Annotated in this window: 16 protein-coding genes; 9 read left to right on the top strand and 7 right to left on the bottom strand. The window is 75.8% G+C overall.

Translation table 11 applies throughout. The features are described 5' to 3' along the window. Positions 1-4: 4 nt before the first annotated feature. The 5 genes from FB454_RS16755 to FB454_RS16735 form a co-directional block, all read right to left on the bottom strand. Positions 5-1132: a glycosyltransferase family A protein gene (locus FB454_RS16755; RefSeq protein ID WP_145751798.1), complete on the bottom strand. Its 1128-nt coding sequence runs from the start codon at positions 1130-1132 to the stop codon at positions 5-7. After that, positions 1129-1938 (bottom strand): carotenoid biosynthesis protein, encoded by an 810-nt coding sequence (locus tag FB454_RS16750; RefSeq protein WP_145751800.1) that lies wholly within the window; start codon positions 1936-1938, stop codon positions 1129-1131. The genes FB454_RS16755 and FB454_RS16750 overlap by 4 nt, the downstream gene beginning before the upstream one ends. Positions 1939-2055: 117 nt before the next feature. Then, positions 2056-2610: a GNAT family N-acetyltransferase gene (locus FB454_RS16745; protein ID WP_145751802.1), complete on the bottom strand. Its 555-nt coding sequence runs from the start codon at positions 2608-2610 to the stop codon at positions 2056-2058. Next, positions 2607-3335 (bottom strand): monooxygenase, encoded by a 729-nt coding sequence (locus FB454_RS16740; protein ID WP_145751804.1) that lies wholly within the window; start codon positions 3333-3335, stop codon positions 2607-2609. Before FB454_RS16740 ends, FB454_RS16745 begins: the two co-directional genes overlap by 4 nt. Beyond that, a complete protein-coding gene (locus tag FB454_RS16735; protein WP_013287627.1) occupies positions 3332-3820 on the bottom strand; it encodes a YbaK/EbsC family protein in 489 nt (162 codons plus the stop codon). Before FB454_RS16735 ends, FB454_RS16740 begins: the two co-directional genes overlap by 4 nt. A 546-nt stretch (positions 3821-4366) precedes the next feature. Between FB454_RS16735 and FB454_RS16730 the strand changes: the two genes are divergently transcribed. The 9 genes from FB454_RS16730 (at position 4367) to FB454_RS16690 (ending at position 14913) form a co-directional block, all read left to right on the top strand. Continuing rightward, positions 4367-4870, top strand: a complete 504-nt coding sequence (locus FB454_RS16730) for an SAV_6107 family HEPN domain-containing protein (RefSeq protein WP_013475768.1) — start codon at positions 4367-4369, stop codon at positions 4868-4870. Between the two features lie 140 nt (positions 4871-5010). Next, the gene (locus FB454_RS16725; RefSeq protein ID WP_013287625.1) at positions 5011-5772 is read left to right on the top strand and encodes a hypothetical protein; all 762 of its coding nucleotides are present in this window, start codon (positions 5011-5013) and stop codon (positions 5770-5772) included. Beyond that, positions 5769-7442, top strand: a complete 1674-nt coding sequence (locus FB454_RS16720; protein ID WP_145751806.1) for a Y-family DNA polymerase — start codon at positions 5769-5771, stop codon at positions 7440-7442. The genes FB454_RS16725 and FB454_RS16720 overlap by 4 nt, the downstream gene beginning before the upstream one ends. Positions 7443-7460: 18 nt before the next feature. Further along, positions 7461-10811: an error-prone DNA polymerase gene (locus tag FB454_RS16715; protein WP_013475771.1), complete on the top strand. Its 3351-nt coding sequence runs from the start codon at positions 7461-7463 to the stop codon at positions 10809-10811. A 96-nt stretch (positions 10812-10907) separates the two neighbouring features. Further along, complete coding sequence (locus FB454_RS16710; RefSeq protein ID WP_145751808.1) at positions 10908-11087, top strand: hypothetical protein; 180 nt, start codon at positions 10908-10910, stop codon at positions 11085-11087. A gap of 31 nt (positions 11088-11118) precedes the next feature. Next, positions 11119-11850, top strand: coding sequence for a methyltransferase domain-containing protein (locus FB454_RS16705; protein ID WP_013475772.1), 732 nt, complete (start codon positions 11119-11121; stop codon positions 11848-11850). Then, positions 11847-13034: an alkaline phosphatase family protein gene (locus FB454_RS16700; RefSeq protein ID WP_145751810.1), complete on the top strand. Its 1188-nt coding sequence runs from the start codon at positions 11847-11849 to the stop codon at positions 13032-13034. The genes FB454_RS16705 and FB454_RS16700 overlap by 4 nt, the downstream gene beginning before the upstream one ends. Positions 13035-13136: 102 nt before the next feature. Then, positions 13137-14396, top strand: a complete 1260-nt coding sequence (locus FB454_RS16695; protein WP_071098316.1) for a DNA polymerase IV — start codon at positions 13137-13139, stop codon at positions 14394-14396. Positions 14397-14511: 115 nt separating this feature from the next. Next, positions 14512-14913: a DUF3040 domain-containing protein gene (locus FB454_RS16690; RefSeq protein WP_013287618.1), complete on the top strand. Its 402-nt coding sequence runs from the start codon at positions 14512-14514 to the stop codon at positions 14911-14913. A gap of 769 nt (positions 14914-15682) precedes the next feature. Here the strand turns inward: FB454_RS16690 and FB454_RS16685 are convergent. Next, positions 15683-18202: a transglutaminase TgpA family protein gene (locus FB454_RS16685; protein ID WP_145751812.1), complete on the bottom strand. Its 2520-nt coding sequence runs from the start codon at positions 18200-18202 to the stop codon at positions 15683-15685. Between the two features lie 16 nt (positions 18203-18218). After that, positions 18219-19517 carry a DUF58 domain-containing protein gene (locus tag FB454_RS16680; RefSeq protein WP_030271900.1) on the bottom strand — a complete coding sequence of 433 codons (1299 nt, stop codon included), beginning with the start codon at positions 19515-19517 and terminating at the stop codon, positions 18219-18221.

The raw sequence follows: 19517 nt of genomic DNA, 5'->3' as shown, positions 1-19517 counted from the left end.
CCTCCTAGGTGACCGGGCGACCCCGCCAGGTGAGCCGGCGTCGCTTCCGCAGATGGTACGACCGGACGGTCAGCCAACCGAGGACCACGACCGACACGGGGTGGCCCAGCGCGTCGGGCCACGCCCGCCCGCCGGTGGCGCGGGCGCTGACCACCCGCCCGGCGACGCCGGCCAGGTAGGCCAGGAACGCCACGGCGGCCACCGCCGGCGCGCCGGCGATCAGCGCCCCGGCGGCCAGCAGCGGCGGCGCGACGTAGAGCGCGACCAGCAGCGCCAGCACGGCCGCCGCCGCCGTGGGGTGCCCGAACGTCGCCCACAGCGACTTGGTGTAGCCGTCGCGCAGCTGCGGCCAGGTGTCGTACATCCGGCAGGACGCCAGCCGGGAGCCGTCAGCCAGCGCGATCCGCCCGCCGGCCCGCTTCACCGCCCGGGCCAGCTCGATGTCCTCCAGCACCTTGTCGGCCACCGCCGCGTGCCCGCCGGCCCGCAGGTAGCCGGCCCGGTCCACGACCAGGAACTGCCCGCCCGCCGCCGCGAGGGAGGGCCGCCGCGAGCGTTCCATCGCGCGCAGCGGCAGGAACGTGAGCCACAACCACTGCAACAGCGGCTGCACCAGCCGGTCGCCCACCGTCCGCACCACGATCCGGGGATACGGCGACAGCAGCGCCGCGTCAGCCGCGCGCAACTCGGTCACGGCCGCCGCCACCGCGTACGGGGTGAGCACCACGTCGGCGTCGACGAAGGCCAGCACTGCCGGTTCCGGGCCGGTACGGGTGGCGAGCTGCCAGCAGGCGTGCGGCTTGCCCAGCCAGCCCGGCGGCGGGGCGACGCCGGTGAGCAGCGTGACCCGGGGATCGTCACCGGCCACCGCGCGGACCACGTCGGCGGTGCCGTCGGTCGATCCGTCGTCGAGCACCACGATCCGCAGGTCCGGTACGCCGCGCTGGGCCAGCAGCGCGCGCAGGCACGGGGTGACCCGTTCGGCCTCGTCGCGCAGCGGCAGCAGCACCGCCACCGGCTCGTCCACCTCGGCCGGGCCGGTGGCCGGGCGGCGCAGCCAGGCGAGCGCGTTGACGAGCGTGTGCCCGGTGAGCGCGGCGACCGCCACGGCCAGCGCGAGGGCGGCGATCATGCCGGGGCGTCGACGCGCGACGCCGGCTCCGGCGCGCCGGCCCGGTCCCGCTGGCGGGCCCGCCACAGCGTCACCGCCAGCGGCACCGCCGCCACCGCCATCCCGGCCGCGCCCCACAGGGCCGACGCGGGCAGCCGCAGGAACACCGCGTGCGCCAGCACGCTGGAGGCGTACGTCCAGAGGTAGAGCGCGAACATCGGGGCGTCCCGGCCGTCGACCCGGTCCGCCGACGGCCCGGCGAGCGGGCGCAGCGCGACTGCGAGCAGCACCGCGAAGCCCAGCCAGCCGAGGTAGTTGCTGACCGGGATGCCGGGTAGCCCGGGCAGCGCCGGGGTGGCGTCGAGCCAGGTCCAGTAGCCCTCGGCCACCATCTGCGGGTCGAGGAACAGGTCCCAGGCGGCCAGTCCGACCGCCGAGAGCGCGATCCGCGCGATGCGGGAACGGACCAGCCGGACCGCGGTGAGCCAGGCCGGCCAGGCCATCCAGGTCCAGGCGAGCGGGATGATCAGCGGCACCCCGGCCAGCTTCGGGCCCAGCTCCCCGGAGTAGTCGTAGCTGCCGAACGGGAACCCGGTGGCCACGCCGATCGCCTCCACCGCGAACCCGCCGCCGGTGACGACCGCGACCAGCGCGACGGCGGTACGGACGCCGCGGGTGAGCAGCGCGTGGCCGACCGAGAGCAGCCAGCCGAGGACCACGGTGGCCACCGTGAGCCCGGCCCGGGTCGCGCCGCCGGTGAGCGGGTAGCAGATCTGGGCGAGCACCAGCACGGCCAGCAGCGCCCAGGGCAGCCGGGCGGCTTTCACTGTGCCGCCTTTCGTTCGCGACTGCGGGGCTCGCAAACCCGGCTCACTCCTCGCGCTCACGGTGTCGCCCTTTCGTTCGCGACTGCGGGGCTCGCAAACCCGGCTCACTCCTCGCGCTCACGGGGCATCCGGTGGGGGCAGCGGCAGGTCCCGGCCGAGCACGCCGAACGGCCGCTCGTCGCCGGGGAAGTGGAAGTGGCGCAGGACGTCGACGAAGCCGAACCGGCGGTACAGCCGCCAGGCCCGGGACTTCTCCTCGTCGGCCTCCGGCGTGGACAGCAGCGTGGTGTCGCCCTCGGCCACGGCGAGCAGCGCGCGCAACTGGCGGGCGCCCAGGCCGTGCCCCTGCGCGGGCGGGCGGACGTGCAGCTCCACCACCTCGAACGGGTGGGCCAGCCAGCGCTGCCGGGCCTGCGCGTTCAGCGCCCGGTGCACCTGGTCGTGCCACCACTGCCCGGTGGCGCCCCGGTAGCCGTACCCGAAACCGGCCAGGTGTCCCTCGTTGGTCAGGCTGGCGACGGCGCGGAAGCCGGGCCGGCGGACGTGGGTGGCGATGTAGCCGCGGCGGGCCTCCAGCAGGTCGGGCCGGTAGCCCATCGCCTCGCCGTAGACGGCCACCACGTCGTCCAGCCGCCGGACCAGGTCTTCCGGTGTCCACCGCACCAGCCTCATGCGTGCCCTCTCGCCGTCTCCGGGGCGCCCTCGGCGGCCCAGCCCAGCACCGTACGGTCGCCGACCACGTCGCCCACCGCGAACCGCGCGAACAGTTCCTCCGCGTACCAGCCCTCGGTGGGGGTACGGGTGATCGCGGCGCGGTGCTCCGGGGAACGGTACGCGAACGCGACCAGGTCCGCCGGGTCGCGCCACACGCTCACAGTGCCCTGCCAGCCCAGCGGCGCCTCGCCGACGCCGAACCGGGCGAGCAGGCCGGATGCGGCGTGCAGGGCGCCGGCGACCGGCGGGATCGCCCGCCAGAACGTGGCCGCGCGGCGGGCCCGCAGCCGGGCCCGGGTCAGCGCCAGCACCGGCCCGGTGACCCGTCCGCCGGACGGCGTGCCGAACGGCTCGCGGCCGGACCACCGGCCGCGGCTGGTCAGCGGGCGCAGGTCCACCCGTACCGCGGCGCGGGCGATCCGGGCCCAGGAGCGGGCGACCGGGGAGGCGTCGAAGCCGGCCGCGTCGGCGGGGGAGTCCCAGACCACGAGTGCGGCCCACCGGGTCAGGTCGGCGTCGCCGGGGCCGAAGCCGGTGCCGGTCCCGGTGCCGAGCAGTTTGGCGAAGCGGACGCCCGGCAGCCGGCGCAGCCGTGCCGGGTGGGTGGCCATCCGGCCCAGCACACCGGGTACGGCCCGGCGGGGCACACGCCACACGTGCAGCGTGACGAGTCCGGGGTTCACGCCACCTCGGCCGGGGTGCCGGCGGTGATCCGCAGCAGTTCCGCGTACGTGGTGGGGAACACCGCCCGGGGTACGCCGCCTGCGGCCCACACCTCGTCGTACCCGGCCAGTGCGGTGTCCACGACGGTGCGCAGCGGAGCGGGGTGGCCGACCGGTGCGACGCCGCCGATCACCTGCCCGGTGTGCTGCTTGACGAACTCCGGGGTGGCCCGGCGCAGGTGGGTCACGCCCAGCGTGGCGGCCAGCCCGGCGGTGTCCACCCGGTGCGCGCCGGAGGTGAGCACCAGCAGCGGCGCGTCGTCCGCGTCGAAGATCAGCGAGTTGGCGATGGCGCCGACGGCGACACCGAGCGCCTCGGCCGCCGCGGCGGCGGTGTGCACCGCGTCGGGCAGCAGTCGGACGAGGCTGGCCTCGCCCGATCCGTTCCGCGCGCCCGCGTCGTCGAGCGCGCGCTGCACCGCCTGCACGTTCGGGTGTGGCTGCATGTACCCATTCTTCCCCCACCCCGGGACGGCCCCGCCCGGGGGCCGTCGCCCTCCCGTGCGTCCCCGGCGCGTCACACGTTGCGTTTTCGTCGGTGGGGAGGTGTACTGTCAGGGTAGTTAGAACGAGTGTTCGATTCCGGCTCGAAGTCAGGTTCGCTCGACGTTCGGTTCGACCCGAACGGCAAGCGGCTCAGCTCCCCGGCTGGCCCGGCCTGATCCGAGCCGGTCGCGCACTCGTCGAACGCTCCGGAAGCGGTGTTTCGCGGCACCGGCTTCCGGGAGGTGCGGCACCGCGGGCCGCACCGGGTCTCGGACAGTCGCGAGTCCGGGCCCGTCAGGCAGGTCGTCGCCCGCCGCCCACGACCCCCGGGCGGCGGGCGACGGACCCGCCGGCACGCCGGCCGGGTGTGGGTGTGGGGAAGCGTCCACATCCGGCCGGCCGCCACCTGAAAGGTGCGTCTTCCTCCGCACCGACCGCTCCGGGCGACCGGGCGACGTTCCCCGTCGCGCGACCGCCCGCCCCGGCCACACGCGGAGGAGAGACCCATGCCGACCAGTCCGGCCCAGGCGCCCACGGTGCCCGCGCACGTGCTGCCGCACCGCACCCCCGCCCAGTTGCTCGCGGTGGCCCGCGACGGGCTGGCCGAGGCCGCCCGCACCCGCCCCGACGGCCTCCGGTACGCCGCCGCCCACCTGGCGGCGCTGCGCGCCGCCGCCGCCGTGCTCGCCGCCCGGGCCCGTCCCGCGCCCACCCGCCGGCACCGGATCACCAGCGTCTGGGTGCTGCTCGCCACCGTCGCCCCCGAGCTGGACGAGTGGGCCGCCTACTTCGCCGCCGGCGCGAGCAAGCGGGCCGCCGCCGAGGCCGGCATCCCCCGCGTGGTCACCGCCCGGGAGGCCGACGACCTGCTGCGCGCCGCCGAGGAGTTCGTGACGGTGGTGGAGACCGCCCTCGGCCTGGCGCACCAGCCGGCACTCGACGGCCTGCCCCGCCCGCTGCGGCTCGGCGCCTCCGACTCACCGCCCCGCCCCGGAGCAGCCGCCGCCTGATTCGTGGCGCCCGGCCACCACCGGCGGGACCCCGGGTGGCCGGGCGCCGCACCCACGGCACACGCGTGCCGCGCACGACACGATCCACAGCACCATCCACGGGCGAGGCCCGTGGCGAAACACGACGGGGGGTTGGTCCGATGGCGGGCCGCATGGTGGTCGGTTCCGCCGCCCTGGCCGATCTGGTCCGTCCGGCGAGCGCGCCCGACCCGGCCGGCGGTCACCGGGTGCTGCCCGTCCGGGCCGAGCTGACCGGGCTGCTGCCCAACCGCGGTCTGCGGCGTGGCAGCACCGTGGCGGTCGGCGCCGGCCAGCCCCGGCGCAGCGGCGCCACCTCGCTGATCCTCGCGCTGCTCGCCGAGGCGTCCCGGGCCGGCTCGTGGTGCGCGGTGGTCGGCGTACCCACATTCGGGGCGGGCGCCGCGGCCGAGGCGGGCATCGCCCTGGACCGGCTGGCCCTGGTGCCCGACCCCGGCCCGGAGTGGCCCACGGTGGTCGCCGCGCTCATCGACGGGGTCGACGTGGTGGTCACCGCCGTGCCGGCCACCGTCTCCGCCTCGGTCGCCACCCGGCTGGCCGCCCGCGCCCGGCAGCGCGGAAGCGTGCTCGTCCCGTACGGACGGTGGGACGGCGCGGACGTCACACTCCAGGTGGTCCGGGGCGTCTGGCAGGGGCTCGGCGCCGGTCGCGGGCGGCTGCGCCGCCGCGAGGTGACCGTCTCGGCCCGGGGCCGGGGCGCCGCCGCCCGTCCCAAGGAGATCAAGGTGTGGCTGCCCGGCGACGAGCTGACCCGGGTGATCCCCCGCTCGGCCGGGCTCGGCGCCCCGTCCGCCGCGCCGTCGCGCCGGCTGCGCGTGGTCGCCCCACCCGCCCGTACGCTCGCCGCGGCCGGTCCGGCGTGAGCGGCGAACCGCAGCGGACGCTGCTGCTCTGGTGCCCGGACTGGCCGGTCCTCGCCGCCGAGATCGTCGACGGGGTGCCCGCCACCGACCCGGTCGTGGTGCTGCACGCCAACCGGGTGATCGCCTGCTCCGAGCGGGCTCGCGCCGAGGGGATCCGGCGCGGGCTGCGCCGCCGCGAGGCGCAGGGGCGCTGCCCGCACCTCACCGTGGTCGACCACGACCCCGGCCGGGACGTGCGGGCGTTCGAGCCGGTGGTGGCCGCCGTGGAGGAGGTGGTCGCCGGCGTCGAGGTGATCCGGCCCGGCGCCTGCGCCACGGCGGCCCGGGGGCCGAGCCGCTACCTCGGCGGCGAGGAGGCGGCGGCCGAGCGGATCGTGGAGCACGTCGCGCAGAGTTGCGCGGTGGAGAGCCAGGTCGGCATCGCCGACGGGGTGTTCGCGGCCGGGCTGGCCGCCCGGGAGGGCCGGATCGTGACCCCCGGCGGCACCCGCGAGTTCCTGGCCGCCCGGCCGGTCGAGGCGCTCGGCCGGCCCGCGCTGGCCGACCTGCTGCGCCGGCTCGGCGTCCGTACCCTCGGCGAGTTCGCGGCGCTGCCGGCCGGGGACGTGCTGGCCCGGTTCGGTTTCGACGGGGCGCTGGCGCACCGGCTCGCCGGTGGCCGGGACGACCGTCCGCTGGCGGTCCGGCAGCCGCCCGCCGACCTGACCGTCACCGCCGACTACGACGAGCCGGTCGACCGGGTCGACGCCGCCGCGTTCGCCGCCCGCATGCTCGCCGAGCGGCTGCACGAACGGCTGGCCGGGTACGGGCTGGCCTGCACCCGCCTCGGCATCGAGGCGGTCACCGCCCACGGCCAGGAGCTGCACCGGGTCTGGCGGCACGACGGCCTGCTCACCGCCGCGGCCATCGCCGACCGGGTCCGCTGGCAGCTCGACGGCTGGCTCTCCGGCAGCAACGGCCGGGGCGGGACGCGTCCGGCCCGGCCCACCGCCGGGATCGTCCGGTTGCGACTGGTGCCGGACGGGGTGCTCGCCCAGGCGGGGCTGCAACCCGGGCTGTGGGGGGAGACCGGTGAGGAGCGGGAGCGGGCGCACCGGGCGCTCAGCCGGGTGCAGGGCATCCTCGGCCCCGAGGCGGTGGTCACCGCCGTGCTCGGCGGCGGGCGGTCCCCGGCCGACCAGGTGCGCCTGGTCCCGTGGGGCGACGAGCGGGCGCCCGCACGTCCCGGCCCGCCACCCCTGCCGCCCGCCGGGGCCGCTCCGGGTGCCGTGTCCGCCCCTGTCGTCGTACCCGCCGGGGGTGGTGCGGGGCGACGGGCCGGGCGGGGCCGGGCGGTGGCCGAGCCGCCGTGGCCGGGGCGGATTCCGCCACCGTCGCCGGCCGTGGTGCTGCCCACCCCGTTGCCGGCCGACGTGCGTGACGCCGCCGGGGAGCCGGTCGTGGTGAGCGCCCGGCTGGCGGTCAGCGCGGCGCCGGCCCGGCTCACAGTCGGCGACGGCCGCCCGGCCGAGATCACCGGGTGGGCCGGCCCGTGGCCGGTGGACGAACGCTGGTGGGCGCCGGCCGAGGCGCGCCGCCGGGCCCGGTTCCAGGTGAGCCTGGCCGACGGCGCCGCCCTGCTGCTCGCGGTCGAGGGCGGGCAGTGGCTGGTGGAGGCGATCTATGACTGAGCGCCGGGGGAGCGCGGGGTGAGCTTCCACAACCCGAAGATGCCCTGGTCGAAGCTGGAGCAGGTGCTCTCCGGCCGGGCCGGGGGCGAGCGGCACCTGCACGTGGTCGACCCGCTCGCGGTCGACGCCGACGGCGGCGACTCACCGGCCTGGAGCCGCAAGCGCCAGGAGTACCGGCCGCCGGAGCTGGCCCGCCCGGACGGCGTGGTGCCCTACGCGGAGCTGCACGCGCACTCCAACTTCAGCTTCCTCGACGGGGCCAGCCACCCGGAGGAACTGGCCGAGGAGGCGGCCCGGCTCGGGCTCACCGCGCTCGCCGTCACCGACCACGACGGCTTCTACGGCGTGGTGCGCTTCGCCGAGGCGGCCCGCGCGCTGCGGCTGCCGACGATCTTCGGCGCGGAGCTGTCCCTCGGGCTGCCCGGCCCGCAGAACGGCGAACCCGACCCGCTCGGCCGGCACCTGCTGGTGCTCGCGCACGGCCACGAGGGGTACGCGCGCCTGGCCGCCACCATCTCCCGGGCCCAGCTGCGCGGCGGGGAGAAGGGCCGCCCGGTCTACGGCGAGCTGGAGGAACTCGCCGCCGAGCTGCGCGACCACGTGCTGGTGCTCACCGGCTGCCGCAAGGGGCACGTGCCCGCGGCGCTGCTCACCGAGGGCGTCGACGCGGCGGCCCGGGAACTGGACCGGCTCACCGCGCTGTTCGGCGCGGAGACGGTGGCGGTGGAGCTGACCGACCACGGCCATCCGGTCGACGCCGACCGCAACGACGCGCTCGCCGACCTGGCCGCCGCGGCCGGGCTGCCCACCGTCGCCACGAACAACGTGCACTACGCCACCCCGGGACGGCGTCGGCTGGCCACCACCGTGGCGGCGGTCCGGGCCCGGCGCAGCCTCGACGAGATCGACGGCTGGCTGCCCGCCGCGGCCACCGCCCACCTGCGCAGCGGCGCGGAGATGGCGGCGCGGTTCGCCGCGTACCCGGGCGCTGTGGCGCGGGCCGCCGAGTACGGCGCGGAACTCGCCTTCGACCTTCAGCTCGTGGCGCCGAGGCTGCCGGCGTACCCGGTGCCGCCCGGGCACACCGAGATGAGCTGGCTGCGCCGGCTGACCATGGACGGCGCCCGCGAGCGCTACGGCCCGCCCGAGGCGCATCCGGAGGCGTACGCGCAGCTCGAACACGAGCTGCGGATGATCGAAGACCTCGGTTTCCCCGGCTACTTCCTGGTGGTCTACGACATCGTCGCGTTCTGCCGCGCGCAGGACATCTACTGCCAGGGCCGGGGCTCGGCGGCCAACTCGGCGGTCTGCTACGCGCTGCGCATCACCAACGTGGACGCGGTCCGGCACCGGCTGCTGTTCGAACGGTTCCTCGCCCCGGAACGCGACGGCCCGCCCGACATCGACGTGGACATCGAGTCCGACCGCCGGGAGGAGGTGATCCAGCACGTCTACGCCCGCTACGGCCGGGAACACACCGCCCAGGTCGCCAACGTCATCTCGTACCGGCCCCGGTCGGCGGTGCGGGACGTGGCGAAGGCGTTCGGCTTCTCACCCGGCCAGCAGGACGCCTGGAGCAAGCAGATCGACAGGTGGGGTTCGGTCGCCGCGGTCGACGTGGCGGACATCCCGGAGCAGGTGGTCGCGTACGCCAACGAGCTGCAGACGTTCCCCCGGCACCTGGGCATCCACTCCGGCGGCATGGTGATCTGCGACCGGCCGGTGATCGAGGTGTGCCCGGTGGAGTGGGGCCGGATGCCCGGCCGCAGCGTGCTCCAGTGGGACAAGGACGACTGCGCCGCCGTGGGCCTGGTCAAGTTCGACCTGCTCGGTCTCGGCATGCTCTCGGCGCTGCACTACGGCTACGATCTGATCGGTTCCCGCCTCGACCTGGGCGACATGACGCTGGACGACCCCGAGGTCTACGACATGCTCTGCCGGGCCGACTCGGTGGGCGTGTTCCAGGTGGAGAGCCGCGCCCAGATGGCCACGCTGCCCCGGCTCAAGCCGCGCGAGTTCTACGACCTGGTGGTCGAGGTGGCGCTGATCCGGCCCGGCCCGATCCAGGGCGGCTCGGTGCACCCGTACATCAGGCGCAAGAACGGCCAGGAACCGGTCACGTACGCGCACCCGCTGATGCGCAACGCGCTGGAGAAGACGCTCGGCGTACCGCTGTTCCAGGAGCAGCTCATGCAGCTCGCCATCGACCTGGCCGGGTTCGACGCGGCCGGCGCCGACCAGTTGCGCCGGGCCATGGGGGCGAAGCGGTCGGTGGAGCGGATGGCGCAGATCGCCGACCGGCTCTACGCCGGGATGGCCGAGCGGGGCATCACCGGCGAACTGGCCGACGACGTCTACCGCAAGCTCACCGCGTTCGCCAGCTACGGCTTCCCGGAGAGCCACGCGATGAGCTTCGCCTACCTGGTGTATGCCAGCTCGTGGCTTAAGCGCTACCACCCCGGCCCGTTCCTGGCCGCGCTGCTGAACGCCCAGCCGATGGGCTTCTACTCGCCGCAGACGCTCGCCGACGACGCCCGCCGGCACGGCGTCGAGGTACGCCGGCCGGACATCAACGCCAGCGGCGCCAAGGCGGTGCTGGAGTCCACGCCGGAGACCCGGTGGGGCAGCGTGCCGGGCGAGCCGCCGCACGCCTGGGGACTGGGCGGCCCGGCGGTACGGCTCGGGCTGGGCAGCGTCCGTACCCTCGGCGAGGACGTGGCCGAGCGGATCGAGGCGGAACGCGCCGCGCACGGGCCGTACCGGGACATGCCGGACCTGGCCCGCCGCGTCGGTCTCACCGCCGCGCAGCTGGAGGCGCTGGCCACCGCCGACGCGTTCGCCTGTTTCGGGCTGACCCGGCGGCAGGCCCTCTGGGCCGCCGGCGCGGCGGCTCAGGACCGGCCCGGCCGGCTGCCCGGCACGGTGACCGGCGCGGACCCGCCCACCCTGCCCGGCATGGCCGCGGTGGACCGCCTGGTCGCCGACGTCTGGGCCACCGGCCTGTCCCCGGAGAGCCACCCGGCCCGGTTCATCCGGGACCGCCTCGACGAACTGGGCGCGGTGCCGATCGCCCGCCTCGGCCAGGTGCCACCCGGACAGCGGATCCGGGTCGGCGGGATCGTCACCCACCGGCAGCGCCCGGCGACCGCCGGCGGCGTCACGTTCCTCAACCTGGAGGACGAGACCGGGATGCTCAATGTCACTTGCTCCCCGGGGTTGTGGCAGAGATACCGTCGAGTCGCCCGCACCAGCGGAGCACTTGTGGTGCGGGGCCGGCTGCAGCGGCACGAGGGCGTCACGAACCTCACCGCGGACCGGCTGGACGCGATCGAGCCCCCCGTCACACCGGCATCCAGGGATTTCCGTTGATGGAGTGATCCACATTACGGTTTCTCCGAGCCGGAGGCGGGAGACTCCCGACGCGGGTGGGCAGAGTGGCCCACCCGGGGTATGGGGGATGAACCGATGACCTTTCACCGTACGAACGCCGGTGGCGTGGCGAACGCCCGACGGACCCGCCTCGGCGCCGACTGGGCGCCCACCCACGAGGCCGAGCCGCGGGAATACCAGGTGACCGACGGCCCGGTGGCCAACCACCAGCGTTGCCGCGCCGAGGACGACCCCGCCGGCGGCGGCGAGTCCTGAACCCGGGCCGGGGGGTGACTAGGCTCGGCGCGTGGAGCAGATCCGAACCCTCACCCCCCGCACCGCCGTCATCTGGTCGGTGCTCCGGGCCGAGCTGGACCGGCGGGCCGGCGAACGACTCTCCGTGCTCGACGTCGGCGGCGGGACCGGCGGCTTCGCCGTCCCGCTCGCCGAGGCCGGTCACCGTGTCACAGTGGTCGACGCCAGCCCCGACGCGCTCGCCGCGCTGACCCGCCGGGCCGCCGAGGCCGGGGTCGCCGATCGGGTACGCGCGACGCAGGGCGACGCCGACGCGCTCACCGGACTCGTCGAGCCGGCCACCGTGGACCTGGTGCTCTGCCACTCCGTCCTCGAGGTGGTCGACGACCCGGAACCGGTGATGTCCGCGCTGGTCACCGCGTTGCGCCCGGATGGCGCGGCGAGTGTGCTGGTCGCCGGCCGGGCCGCCGCCGTGTTCGGCCGGGCGATGAACGGGCAACTGGACGCCGCCGCCGCGCTCGCCGCCGACCCGCACGGCACCACCGGCGGACGGGACACGCTGCGCCGCCGCTACGACGCCGCCGACGCGAGCGCGCTGCTCACCGCCGCCGGCCTCGTCGTGGAGGAGATCCACGGGGTACGGGTGCTCGCCGACCTGCTCCCGGCCGCGGTGGCCGACGGCCAGCAGGCCGCACTGGTGGAGCTGGAGCGTGCCCTCGCCGCCCGGTCCCCGTACCGCGATCTCGCCGCCCAGTTGCACCTGTTCGCCCGCCGCCCGGCATGACCGGCCCGGCTCCCGATCCGACGCCCGGTCCGACGCCCGGCCCGCTCGACCGGGTGGCACCGCGCTACGACGGCGGCAGCATGATCGACGTGCTGCCCAGCGCGCTGGCGCTGCTCGGCGTACCGGGCGCGACCGACCGGCTCGGCCTGGCCCCGCGCCTGGCCGGGGTACGCCGGATCGCGGTGCTGCTCGTCGACGGCCTCGGCTGGTACCAGATCCCCACCGCCGCTCCGTACGCCCCGACGCTCGCCGGCCTGGCCGCCACCGTCGGCCGGCCGCTCACCACCGGCTTCCCGTCCACCACCCCGACCAGCCTGGTCAGCCTCGGCACCGGCACCCCGTCGGGCGCGCACGGCGTGCTCGGCTTCACGGTCCGGGTGCCCGGCACCGATCGGGTGCTCAACCACGTCGACTGGACCGGCGACCCGGACCCGGCGAGCTGGCAGCCGGTGCCCACCTGGTACCAGCGGGCGCGCGCCGCCGGGGTCGCGGTGACTGTGGTCAGCCGTCCCGAGTTCGCCGGCAGCGGCCTGACGCTCGCCGCCAACCGGGGCGGCGACTACCGGGGTGCGGCAGGCGTGGACGCGCTCGCCGCCCGGATGCTGGCGGCGCTGGCCGCCGGGGACGGTCCCGCACTGGTCTCCGGCTACCACCCCGACCTGGACCGGCACGGGCACCTCAGCGGCGTCGACTCCGCGCCCTGGCGGACCGCCGCCGCCGAGGTGGACGTACTGCTGGCCCGGCTCGTCGACGGGCTGCCGCCGGACGCCGCGCTGCTGGTCACCGCCGACCACGGCCAGCTCGACGTGCCCGCCGGGCACCGGATCGACCTGGACACCGACCCCCGGCTGCGCGCCGGGGTACGGGTGGTCGCCGGTGAGCCCCGGGTCCGCTACCTGCACGTCGAGCCGGGCGCCGAGGCCGACGTGGTGGCCGCCTGGGCCGAGGTGCTGGGCCCGGCCGCGCAGGTGCTGACCCGGGCCGAGGCGGTGGCGACCGGCTGGTTCGGGCCGGTGCCCGAGGCACACCTGACCCGGATCGGCGACGTGGTGGTGGTCTGCCGGGACACGTACGCGGTGGTCGCCACCCGCTCCGAACCGCCGATGGCGTCGCGGCTGGTGGCGTATCACGGCGCGGACACCGCCGCCGAGATGACGGTCCCGCTGCTGGTGGTCCGGGGCTGATCCCGGTTCGTCCCTGCTGGTGGCCGCGGGTCCGGGTCGGCCCCGCCTCGTGCGGGGTCGGCGGGCGGTGGGGTTGTCGGACCGGCGGGCTAGCCTGCTGGCATGGGCCGCAGCCAGTCGTTGCCCCGAGGCGGTGACCCCCGCTTCGGGCCGGACGCCGACGACACCGGCTGCACCATCCTGCACGTCGACATGGACGCGTTCTACGCCTCCGTGGAGGTGCGCCGCCGTCCCGAGTTGCGCGGCCGGCCGGTGGTGGTGGGTGGCGTCGGCCCGCGCGGCGTGGTCAGCTCCGCCAGCTACGAGGCCCGGCGGTACGGCGTCCGCAGCGCGATGCCCACCGCCCGCGCCCGGGCGCTCTGCCCCGGCGCGGTCTACCTCCCGCCCGACTTCACCGCCTACACCGAGGCGTCCCGGGCGGTCATGCGGATCTTCCGGGACGTCACGCCGCTGGTCGAGCCGCTGTCTCTGGACGAGGCGTTCCTCGACGTGGCGGGCGCCCGACGGCTGTTCGGCCGGCCCGCCGACATCGCCGCGCTGATCCGCCGCCGGGTCGCCGAGGAACAGCGGCTGACCTGTTCGGTGGGCGTGGGGCCGAGCAAGTTCGTGGCGAAGCTCGGCTCCACCCGGGCCAAGCCCGACGGCCTGCTCGTGGTCCCGGCCGCCCGGGTGCTGGAGTTCCTGCACCCGCTGCCGGTGTCCGCGCTGTGGGGCGTGGGGGAGCGGTCCGCGGACGCGCTGCGCCGCCTCGGTCTGCGCACCGTGCGCGACCTCGCCGAGGCACCGGCCGGCCTGCTGCGCCGGGCGGTGGGCGAGGCGTCCGCCGCCCACCTGCACGAGCTGGCCTGGGGGCGTGACTCGCGCGGAGTCACGCCCGAGCAGGTGGAGAAGTCGATCGGCGCGGAGGTCACGTTCGACACCGACGTGAGCGACCCGGACGAGATCCGGCGGTCCCTGCTCGCGCTCGCCGACAAGGCCGGCGCTCGGCTGCGGGCGGCCGGGCAGGTGGGCCGTACCGTGTCGCTCAAGGTCCGTTTCGCCGACTTCCGGACGATCAGCCGCTCCCGCACGCTCGCCGTGCCCACCGACACCGCCCGGGAGATGTTCGACACGGCCTGGGCGCTGTGGGGCGCGCTGGCCCCCGGCGAGCCGGTTCGGCTGGTCGGGGTCCGGATGGAAGGTCTCGCCCCCGCAGGGGAGACCCCGCAGCAGCTCACCCTGGGTGCGCCCGAGCGAGGCTGGCGCGAGGCGGAGGCGGCGGCCGATGCGGCGGCTGCCCGATTCGGGCGGTCCGTCATAGGTCCGGCCAGTCTTCTCGGCCGTCGTGATACACGACAAGTCGAAAAACCGACCCGGCCGTAGGTCGTCCCGCTTTCCGACGCGCGGGGGCCCTCGTAGACTTGCGGGTAAGCAGCCGGTTGGCTGCCACGGTCTGTCGGCCCGCCCGGGCCGACCAACGTGACCGGGGAGGAGTGCCGTGCCGCTCTCGGAGCACGAGCAGCGGCTGTTCGAGCAGATCGAGCGGTCGCTTGCCGAGGACCCCAAGTTCGCCTCGGCCGTGCGCGCCAGCGACCCGCGTTTCCACGCGCGGCGTCGCGTGCTCGTCGCTGCCGGCGTGGTCGTCGCTGGTCTGGCCCTGTTGATCTACGGTGCCGTGATCAAGATTCCCGCGGTGGCCGTGGCGGGTTTCGTCGTCATGCTGGGCTCGTTGGGCTACGCGGTGCAGTCGCACCGCCGATCCCAGTCGCCCGACCTGCACGTGGTCGGCGGCACAACGAGCCGGCGTCGTCCCCGTGGCCGCAGTGGTGGTGGTCGCCGGGGCTCCTTCCTCGACCGGATGGAGGACCGCTGGCGGCAGCGCCCGGAGGGCCACCGCTGACCGCGTCCCGCCCCTGACCCGGGGCGGGGAACCGGCGGCGCCTCCGTAACAGGCCGGCAAGCGCCGCCGGGGTGACCTGCTGCCGGTCGCCGTGGCAACGCGGGCGAGAGCCCGCGCTCAGCCATGCCCGTAATCGGTCCCACCGTCCCGCCACTCGCCGTCCGGACCGCCGCTCGGCGCGCCCCCGGCGGTCCGCCTCCTCTGCACACCGCCGGCGCCTCCGTCAGCACATGGTGCCCGGATCGCCCCGCACGTGAGCGTGTGCACCGCGCCCGGGTCGCCCCGCCACGTCAGCATGTGCACCGCGCCCGGGTCGCGCCGCACGTGAGCGTGTGCACCGCGCCGGGTCGCCCCGCACGTGAGCATGTGCACCGCGCCCGGGTCGCGGCGGGGCAGCTCACCCCCTGTGCCCAAGCCTCCCCGCCTCAGCGCACGGCGAGCACCTCCCCGCCGCTCACCAGCAGGCGCACACCCGCCCTCACCCGCGATCTTGCACTTTCGGCCAGAGCGGTGCCCGGGATGTCCCGTTCACCTGGGCACAAACTGCAAGATCGCCGAGGCGGGGCGGGTGCCCAGCTCGCCTGATCAGCCATGCTCGCTCGGCAGGCGGGATGCGCTTCCCGTATCCCGGGAGCCGCCGTAGATCTTGGAAGGAAAGCGCCCCTATGGGGGCCATTTCGTACCAAGATCTCGTGCGCACCCGGCCCAGAAGCGGTGATCAAGGAGTTTGTGTCTTCAGCAGGGCTGGATTTGGACACAAACTCCTTGATCACCGCCGCGGGGGTGGGCGGGGCGGGACGGGGCGGGACGGGGAGGGCAGGGAGGGGCGGGCGGGGCGGTGGGCCAGGAGGCGGCGCGGGCTCCAGCGCGACATGCGCTGCCGGACCTGGCCGCTCGTGGTGACCACCCTCGCCGACCGCTCGGCCAGGCCGGTACGCCAACGCTGCAGCACCGACGGGGGCAGCAGCGCGGCCAGCAGCCGGGTACGGCGGTCCGCGCCCGCCGCCAGCGCGCCCCGGACCGTACGCAGCGCCGGCTGCAACTCCGTGTCGGTCAGCGGGTCACGGGCGTAACGGGCTCGTTCCTCGGCGCGGCCGAGCAGGCGTACCCCCGTTGCGGCGTCCCCCCTCTCGGCGAGCGCCTCCCGGGCCAGCCGCTCGGCGGTGGCCCGTGGGGTCTCTGTGCGGTCCACCCGGACGTGGAAGTCGACGAGCGTGTCGAGCAGCTCGTCCCAGGCGGCGTGCGCGTCGGCGCGGGCCGCCTCGGCGTCCACACCGACGACGACCTGCCGTGTTTCGCCGCGCTGGCCCGGCACCGGCAGCGCGGTGGCCGCGGGCGTGACCGCCCGGACGCGCCGGCGGCGGCGCAGGGCGGAGCGGCGCAGGGCCGGTACGGCGAGCAGCGCCAGCAGCGCCAGCGCGCCGGCCAGCCACCACGGCCAGACCGGGCTCTCCTCGGCCGGGCCGCCCTGGTTCAGCGTCAGGCCCTGGTCGGTGTCCTTGTCGAGCCGGTCCGCCTCGTTCGGCCCGGCCGACGGGCCGGCCGCGTCGGGAGCGCTGGTGCTGCCGGTCGAGGGGGTGACCTCCTCGGGGGCGTCGATGTCCGGCGCCCAGGCCGAGCGGACCGAGCCCGTCACGGCCGCCGCCGGGGTGGCGTCGAACGGCACCCAGCCGATCCCGCTGAAGTTGACCTCGGTCCAGGCGTGCAGGTTGCGGTTGGTCAGCACGTACGTGCCGCTGTCGGCCTTGCTGCCGTTGGTGAACCCGACGGCGACCCGGGCCGGGATGCCGGCGGCCCGGACCAGCCAGGCCATCGCCGCGGCGTACTGCTGGCAGTAGCCGACCTTGGTGGCGAGGAAGTCGGTGATGTCCTCGCCGCTGCTGCCGTTGCGGGTGGACAGCGCGTAGGTGAAGCCGTTCTCCACGGAGAAGTAGTCGTAGATCGCCCGGACCTTGTCGTAGTCGTTCGACTTGCCCTTGACCAGCTGCGCGACCAGTTCCTCGACGGCCGGGACGGACGGCCGCTCGGTCTGCTGCCGCATCACCGGGCTGTCCGAGGGCAGCGACGGGGCCGCGCGCAGCGCCGCCGGGCTGAATGTGGACCGTACGTAGTCGAACGAGTAGCTCTTGCCGCGGGCGTTGTCCCGGTTGGAGAAGACGACCTGCTGGTTCGGGTCGTACAGCCAGTTGCCGTTGAGGTCGTCGGTCTTGACCGGCTCGGCGTAGACCGGCATCAACGGCATGTTCAGGTTCTTCGTCACCTCGACCGTGGCGCGGTAGCGCTGCTGGTCGACGCCGCGCGGGGCGCGTTCCCCGGGGTCGGGCAGCGGGCGGGTGATCGGCCGCCCGGTCGGCACGCGTGCCTGGAAGCCACTGGGGCGCAGGTCGTCGACGACACCCAGGCGCAGGTAGAACGGCGTCGTCTCGTTGGTGCTGACCTTGACCAGATCGAGTTCCTCGCTCTGGTTGAGCTGGCCGCTGAGCGCCGCGAACAGGTCGACCCGGCCGGAGCTGCCGCCCTGGCCCGGCCGCCCGCTGCCGTCGCCGGGCCCGGCGCCGACGTTGTTCAGCAGCCCGCCGGTCATCCCGGGCACTGCGAGCGGCAGCGCCACCGCCACGATCACGCCGACCACTGCGAGCCGCCGTCCGGCCGCGGCCAGCGGGGACGCCTCCCAGACGTCCACGTCGCGGCCCTCGCCGGTGAACCGGCGGCCGAACCGGCGTACCCGGTCGACGTTGTCGGTGACCAGCAGCCAGAGGTAACCGGCGGCGCCCACCACGAACGGGGTGGCCGGGACGCTGTCCACGTAGACCGCGACCGGCACCGAGTAGATGGCGAGCATCGGCAGGCCGGCCAGCGCCGGACGGCGCAACCCGACCGCGAGCACGTCCACCACCACAGCGACCGCGCCGATGCCGAGCACCGCGAGGAACAGCAGCGAGTCGACGTCCGGCACCTTCACGCCGTACGAGCGCATGTCCTGCAACGACGTCTGGAGCAGGTCGCCGAAGTGGGCGAACGTGGCCGGGGTCGGTACGAACGCGAGCAGTTCGGTGCCGCCGGGGAAGACCCACGTCAGGCCCAGGGTGAGCCCGGCCAGCATGGCCAGCACCTGCCCCCACAGCGGCATCCGGCCCAGCCGGCTCAACGCGGCCGAGCCGGCCACCACGGCGACCACGACGGCGGCCTGGATCAGCCAGGTCCAGCGTTCGAAGATCGCCGACAGCGGGGCCGCCGCCAGCAGCGTCGCCGCCGCGGCGACGAACCCGATGTTGCGGTGCGGGGTCACAGGACCATCCCTCCGGTCATCGTCGTCCGCCGGCCACCGTCTCGGCCATGGCCGCCCGCAGCGCGAAGCCCTGCGAGCCCCGCCCGGCCTGCGGCCACAGCATCGGCAGGCGGGTGCCGTGCTCCACCCCGATGACCCGCCAGCCGCTCTGCAGCAGCGCGAGCGCGGCGGCGCCGTGCGCCCGCTCCGCCTCGGTCCGGGCGTTCGGGGGCAGGTTGAGCCAGGTGTTGCTGTCGAGCAGGAACGCCACGCAGGTGGCCCCGTTGCCGCGCAGCCCGGCCAGCAGTTCCGCCTCGGCGGTGCCGAGCGTGCCGAGCAGCGCGATGATCAGACCGCCGTCGGCCCGCTGCCGGACCTGCTGCACCAGCGTGGTGATCTCGCCGCGCCGGTCCAGGTGCACGTCGGCGAGGTGGTCGAGCAGCAGTCCCTCGCCGCCTGCCTCGGCGGCACCGACGTCGGCGCCGTTGCCGGTGACCAGCCGGAGCTTGTAGCCGGCCTCGCGCAGGTGCACGGCGATGCTGGCGGCGGCCGAGACCGCCCACTCGAAGCTGGCCGTCGGGCCCTCGCCCCGGTGCCCGGCGGCGCGGGTGTCCAGCACCACCGTCGCCCGGCTCTCCCACGGCTGCTCCTCGCGGCGCACCATCAGCTCACCGGTGCGGGCGGTGGACTTCCAGTGCACCCGGCGCAGGTCGTCGCCCATCCGGTACTCCCGGGTGGCGGCGTCGTCCTCGCCGTGCACCGCCACCGAGCGGGCCCGGCTGTCGCCGCTGCCGGCGTACTCACCGGGCAGCCGGACCGACGGCAGCGGGGTGACCTGCGGGATCACCGTGAGGTGGTCCGTGCTGGGGAACGACCGGGTCAGCTCGCACAGGCCGAACGGGTCGGTCAGCCGGATCACCAGCGGCCCCACCTCGTAGCGGCCGCGCACGTCCGCGCGGACCGTGTACGCCACCGAGCTGGCCTGGTGCGCGCCGAGCCGCTCCAGCACCACCCGGGGCCGGCTGCCCAGCGCGTACGGCAGGCGGTCCTCCAGCAGCAGCGTGCCGGTGGGCAGCCGGGACAGGTTCTGCAGCCGCAGCACCACCCGGGAGCTGGCGCCGACCGGCACCCGGTGCGGCTCCAGCGACCTGTTGCAGGCCAGCTTGTACCGGCTGCGCCCGACGTATGCGGCGGCCAGCAGCGGCAGCACGGCGAGCAGGACCGCCACCCGGAGCAGGTCCTTCTCGCCGAGGATGCCGGCGGAGATCGCGGCGGCCACCGCGGCCGCCAGGAAGGATCGGCCGCGGGTGGTCAGCCCACGCAGGCCGTCGCGCAC

Source organism: Micromonospora sp. CNZ297 (assembly GCF_007827625.1).
Note: the sequence above shows the minus strand (reverse complement) of the source record. Positions and strands in the feature narration are given on the sequence as shown.

Excerpts from the sequence above, each read along its gene's own strand:
- FB454_RS16755 (WP_145751798.1), bottom strand. The coding sequence starts at position 1,132 with ATGATCGCCGCCCTCGCGCTGGCCGTGGCGGTCGCCGCGCTCACCGGG.
- FB454_RS16745 (WP_145751802.1), bottom strand. The coding sequence starts at position 2,610 with ATGAGGCTGGTGCGGTGGACACCGGAAGACCTGGTCCGGCGGCTGGAC.
- FB454_RS16735 (WP_013287627.1), bottom strand. The coding sequence starts at position 3,820 with ATGCAGCCACACCCGAACGTGCAGGCGGTGCAGCGCGCGCTCGACGAC.
- FB454_RS16730 (WP_013475768.1), top strand. The coding sequence starts at position 4,367 with ATGCCGACCAGTCCGGCCCAGGCGCCCACGGTGCCCGCGCACGTGCTG.
- FB454_RS16725 (WP_013287625.1), top strand. The coding sequence starts at position 5,011 with ATGGCGGGCCGCATGGTGGTCGGTTCCGCCGCCCTGGCCGATCTGGTC.
- FB454_RS16710 (WP_145751808.1), top strand. The coding sequence starts at position 10,908 with ATGACCTTTCACCGTACGAACGCCGGTGGCGTGGCGAACGCCCGACGG.
- FB454_RS16700 (WP_145751810.1), top strand. The coding sequence starts at position 11,847 with ATGACCGGCCCGGCTCCCGATCCGACGCCCGGTCCGACGCCCGGCCCG.
- FB454_RS16695 (WP_071098316.1), top strand. The coding sequence starts at position 13,137 with ATGGGCCGCAGCCAGTCGTTGCCCCGAGGCGGTGACCCCCGCTTCGGG.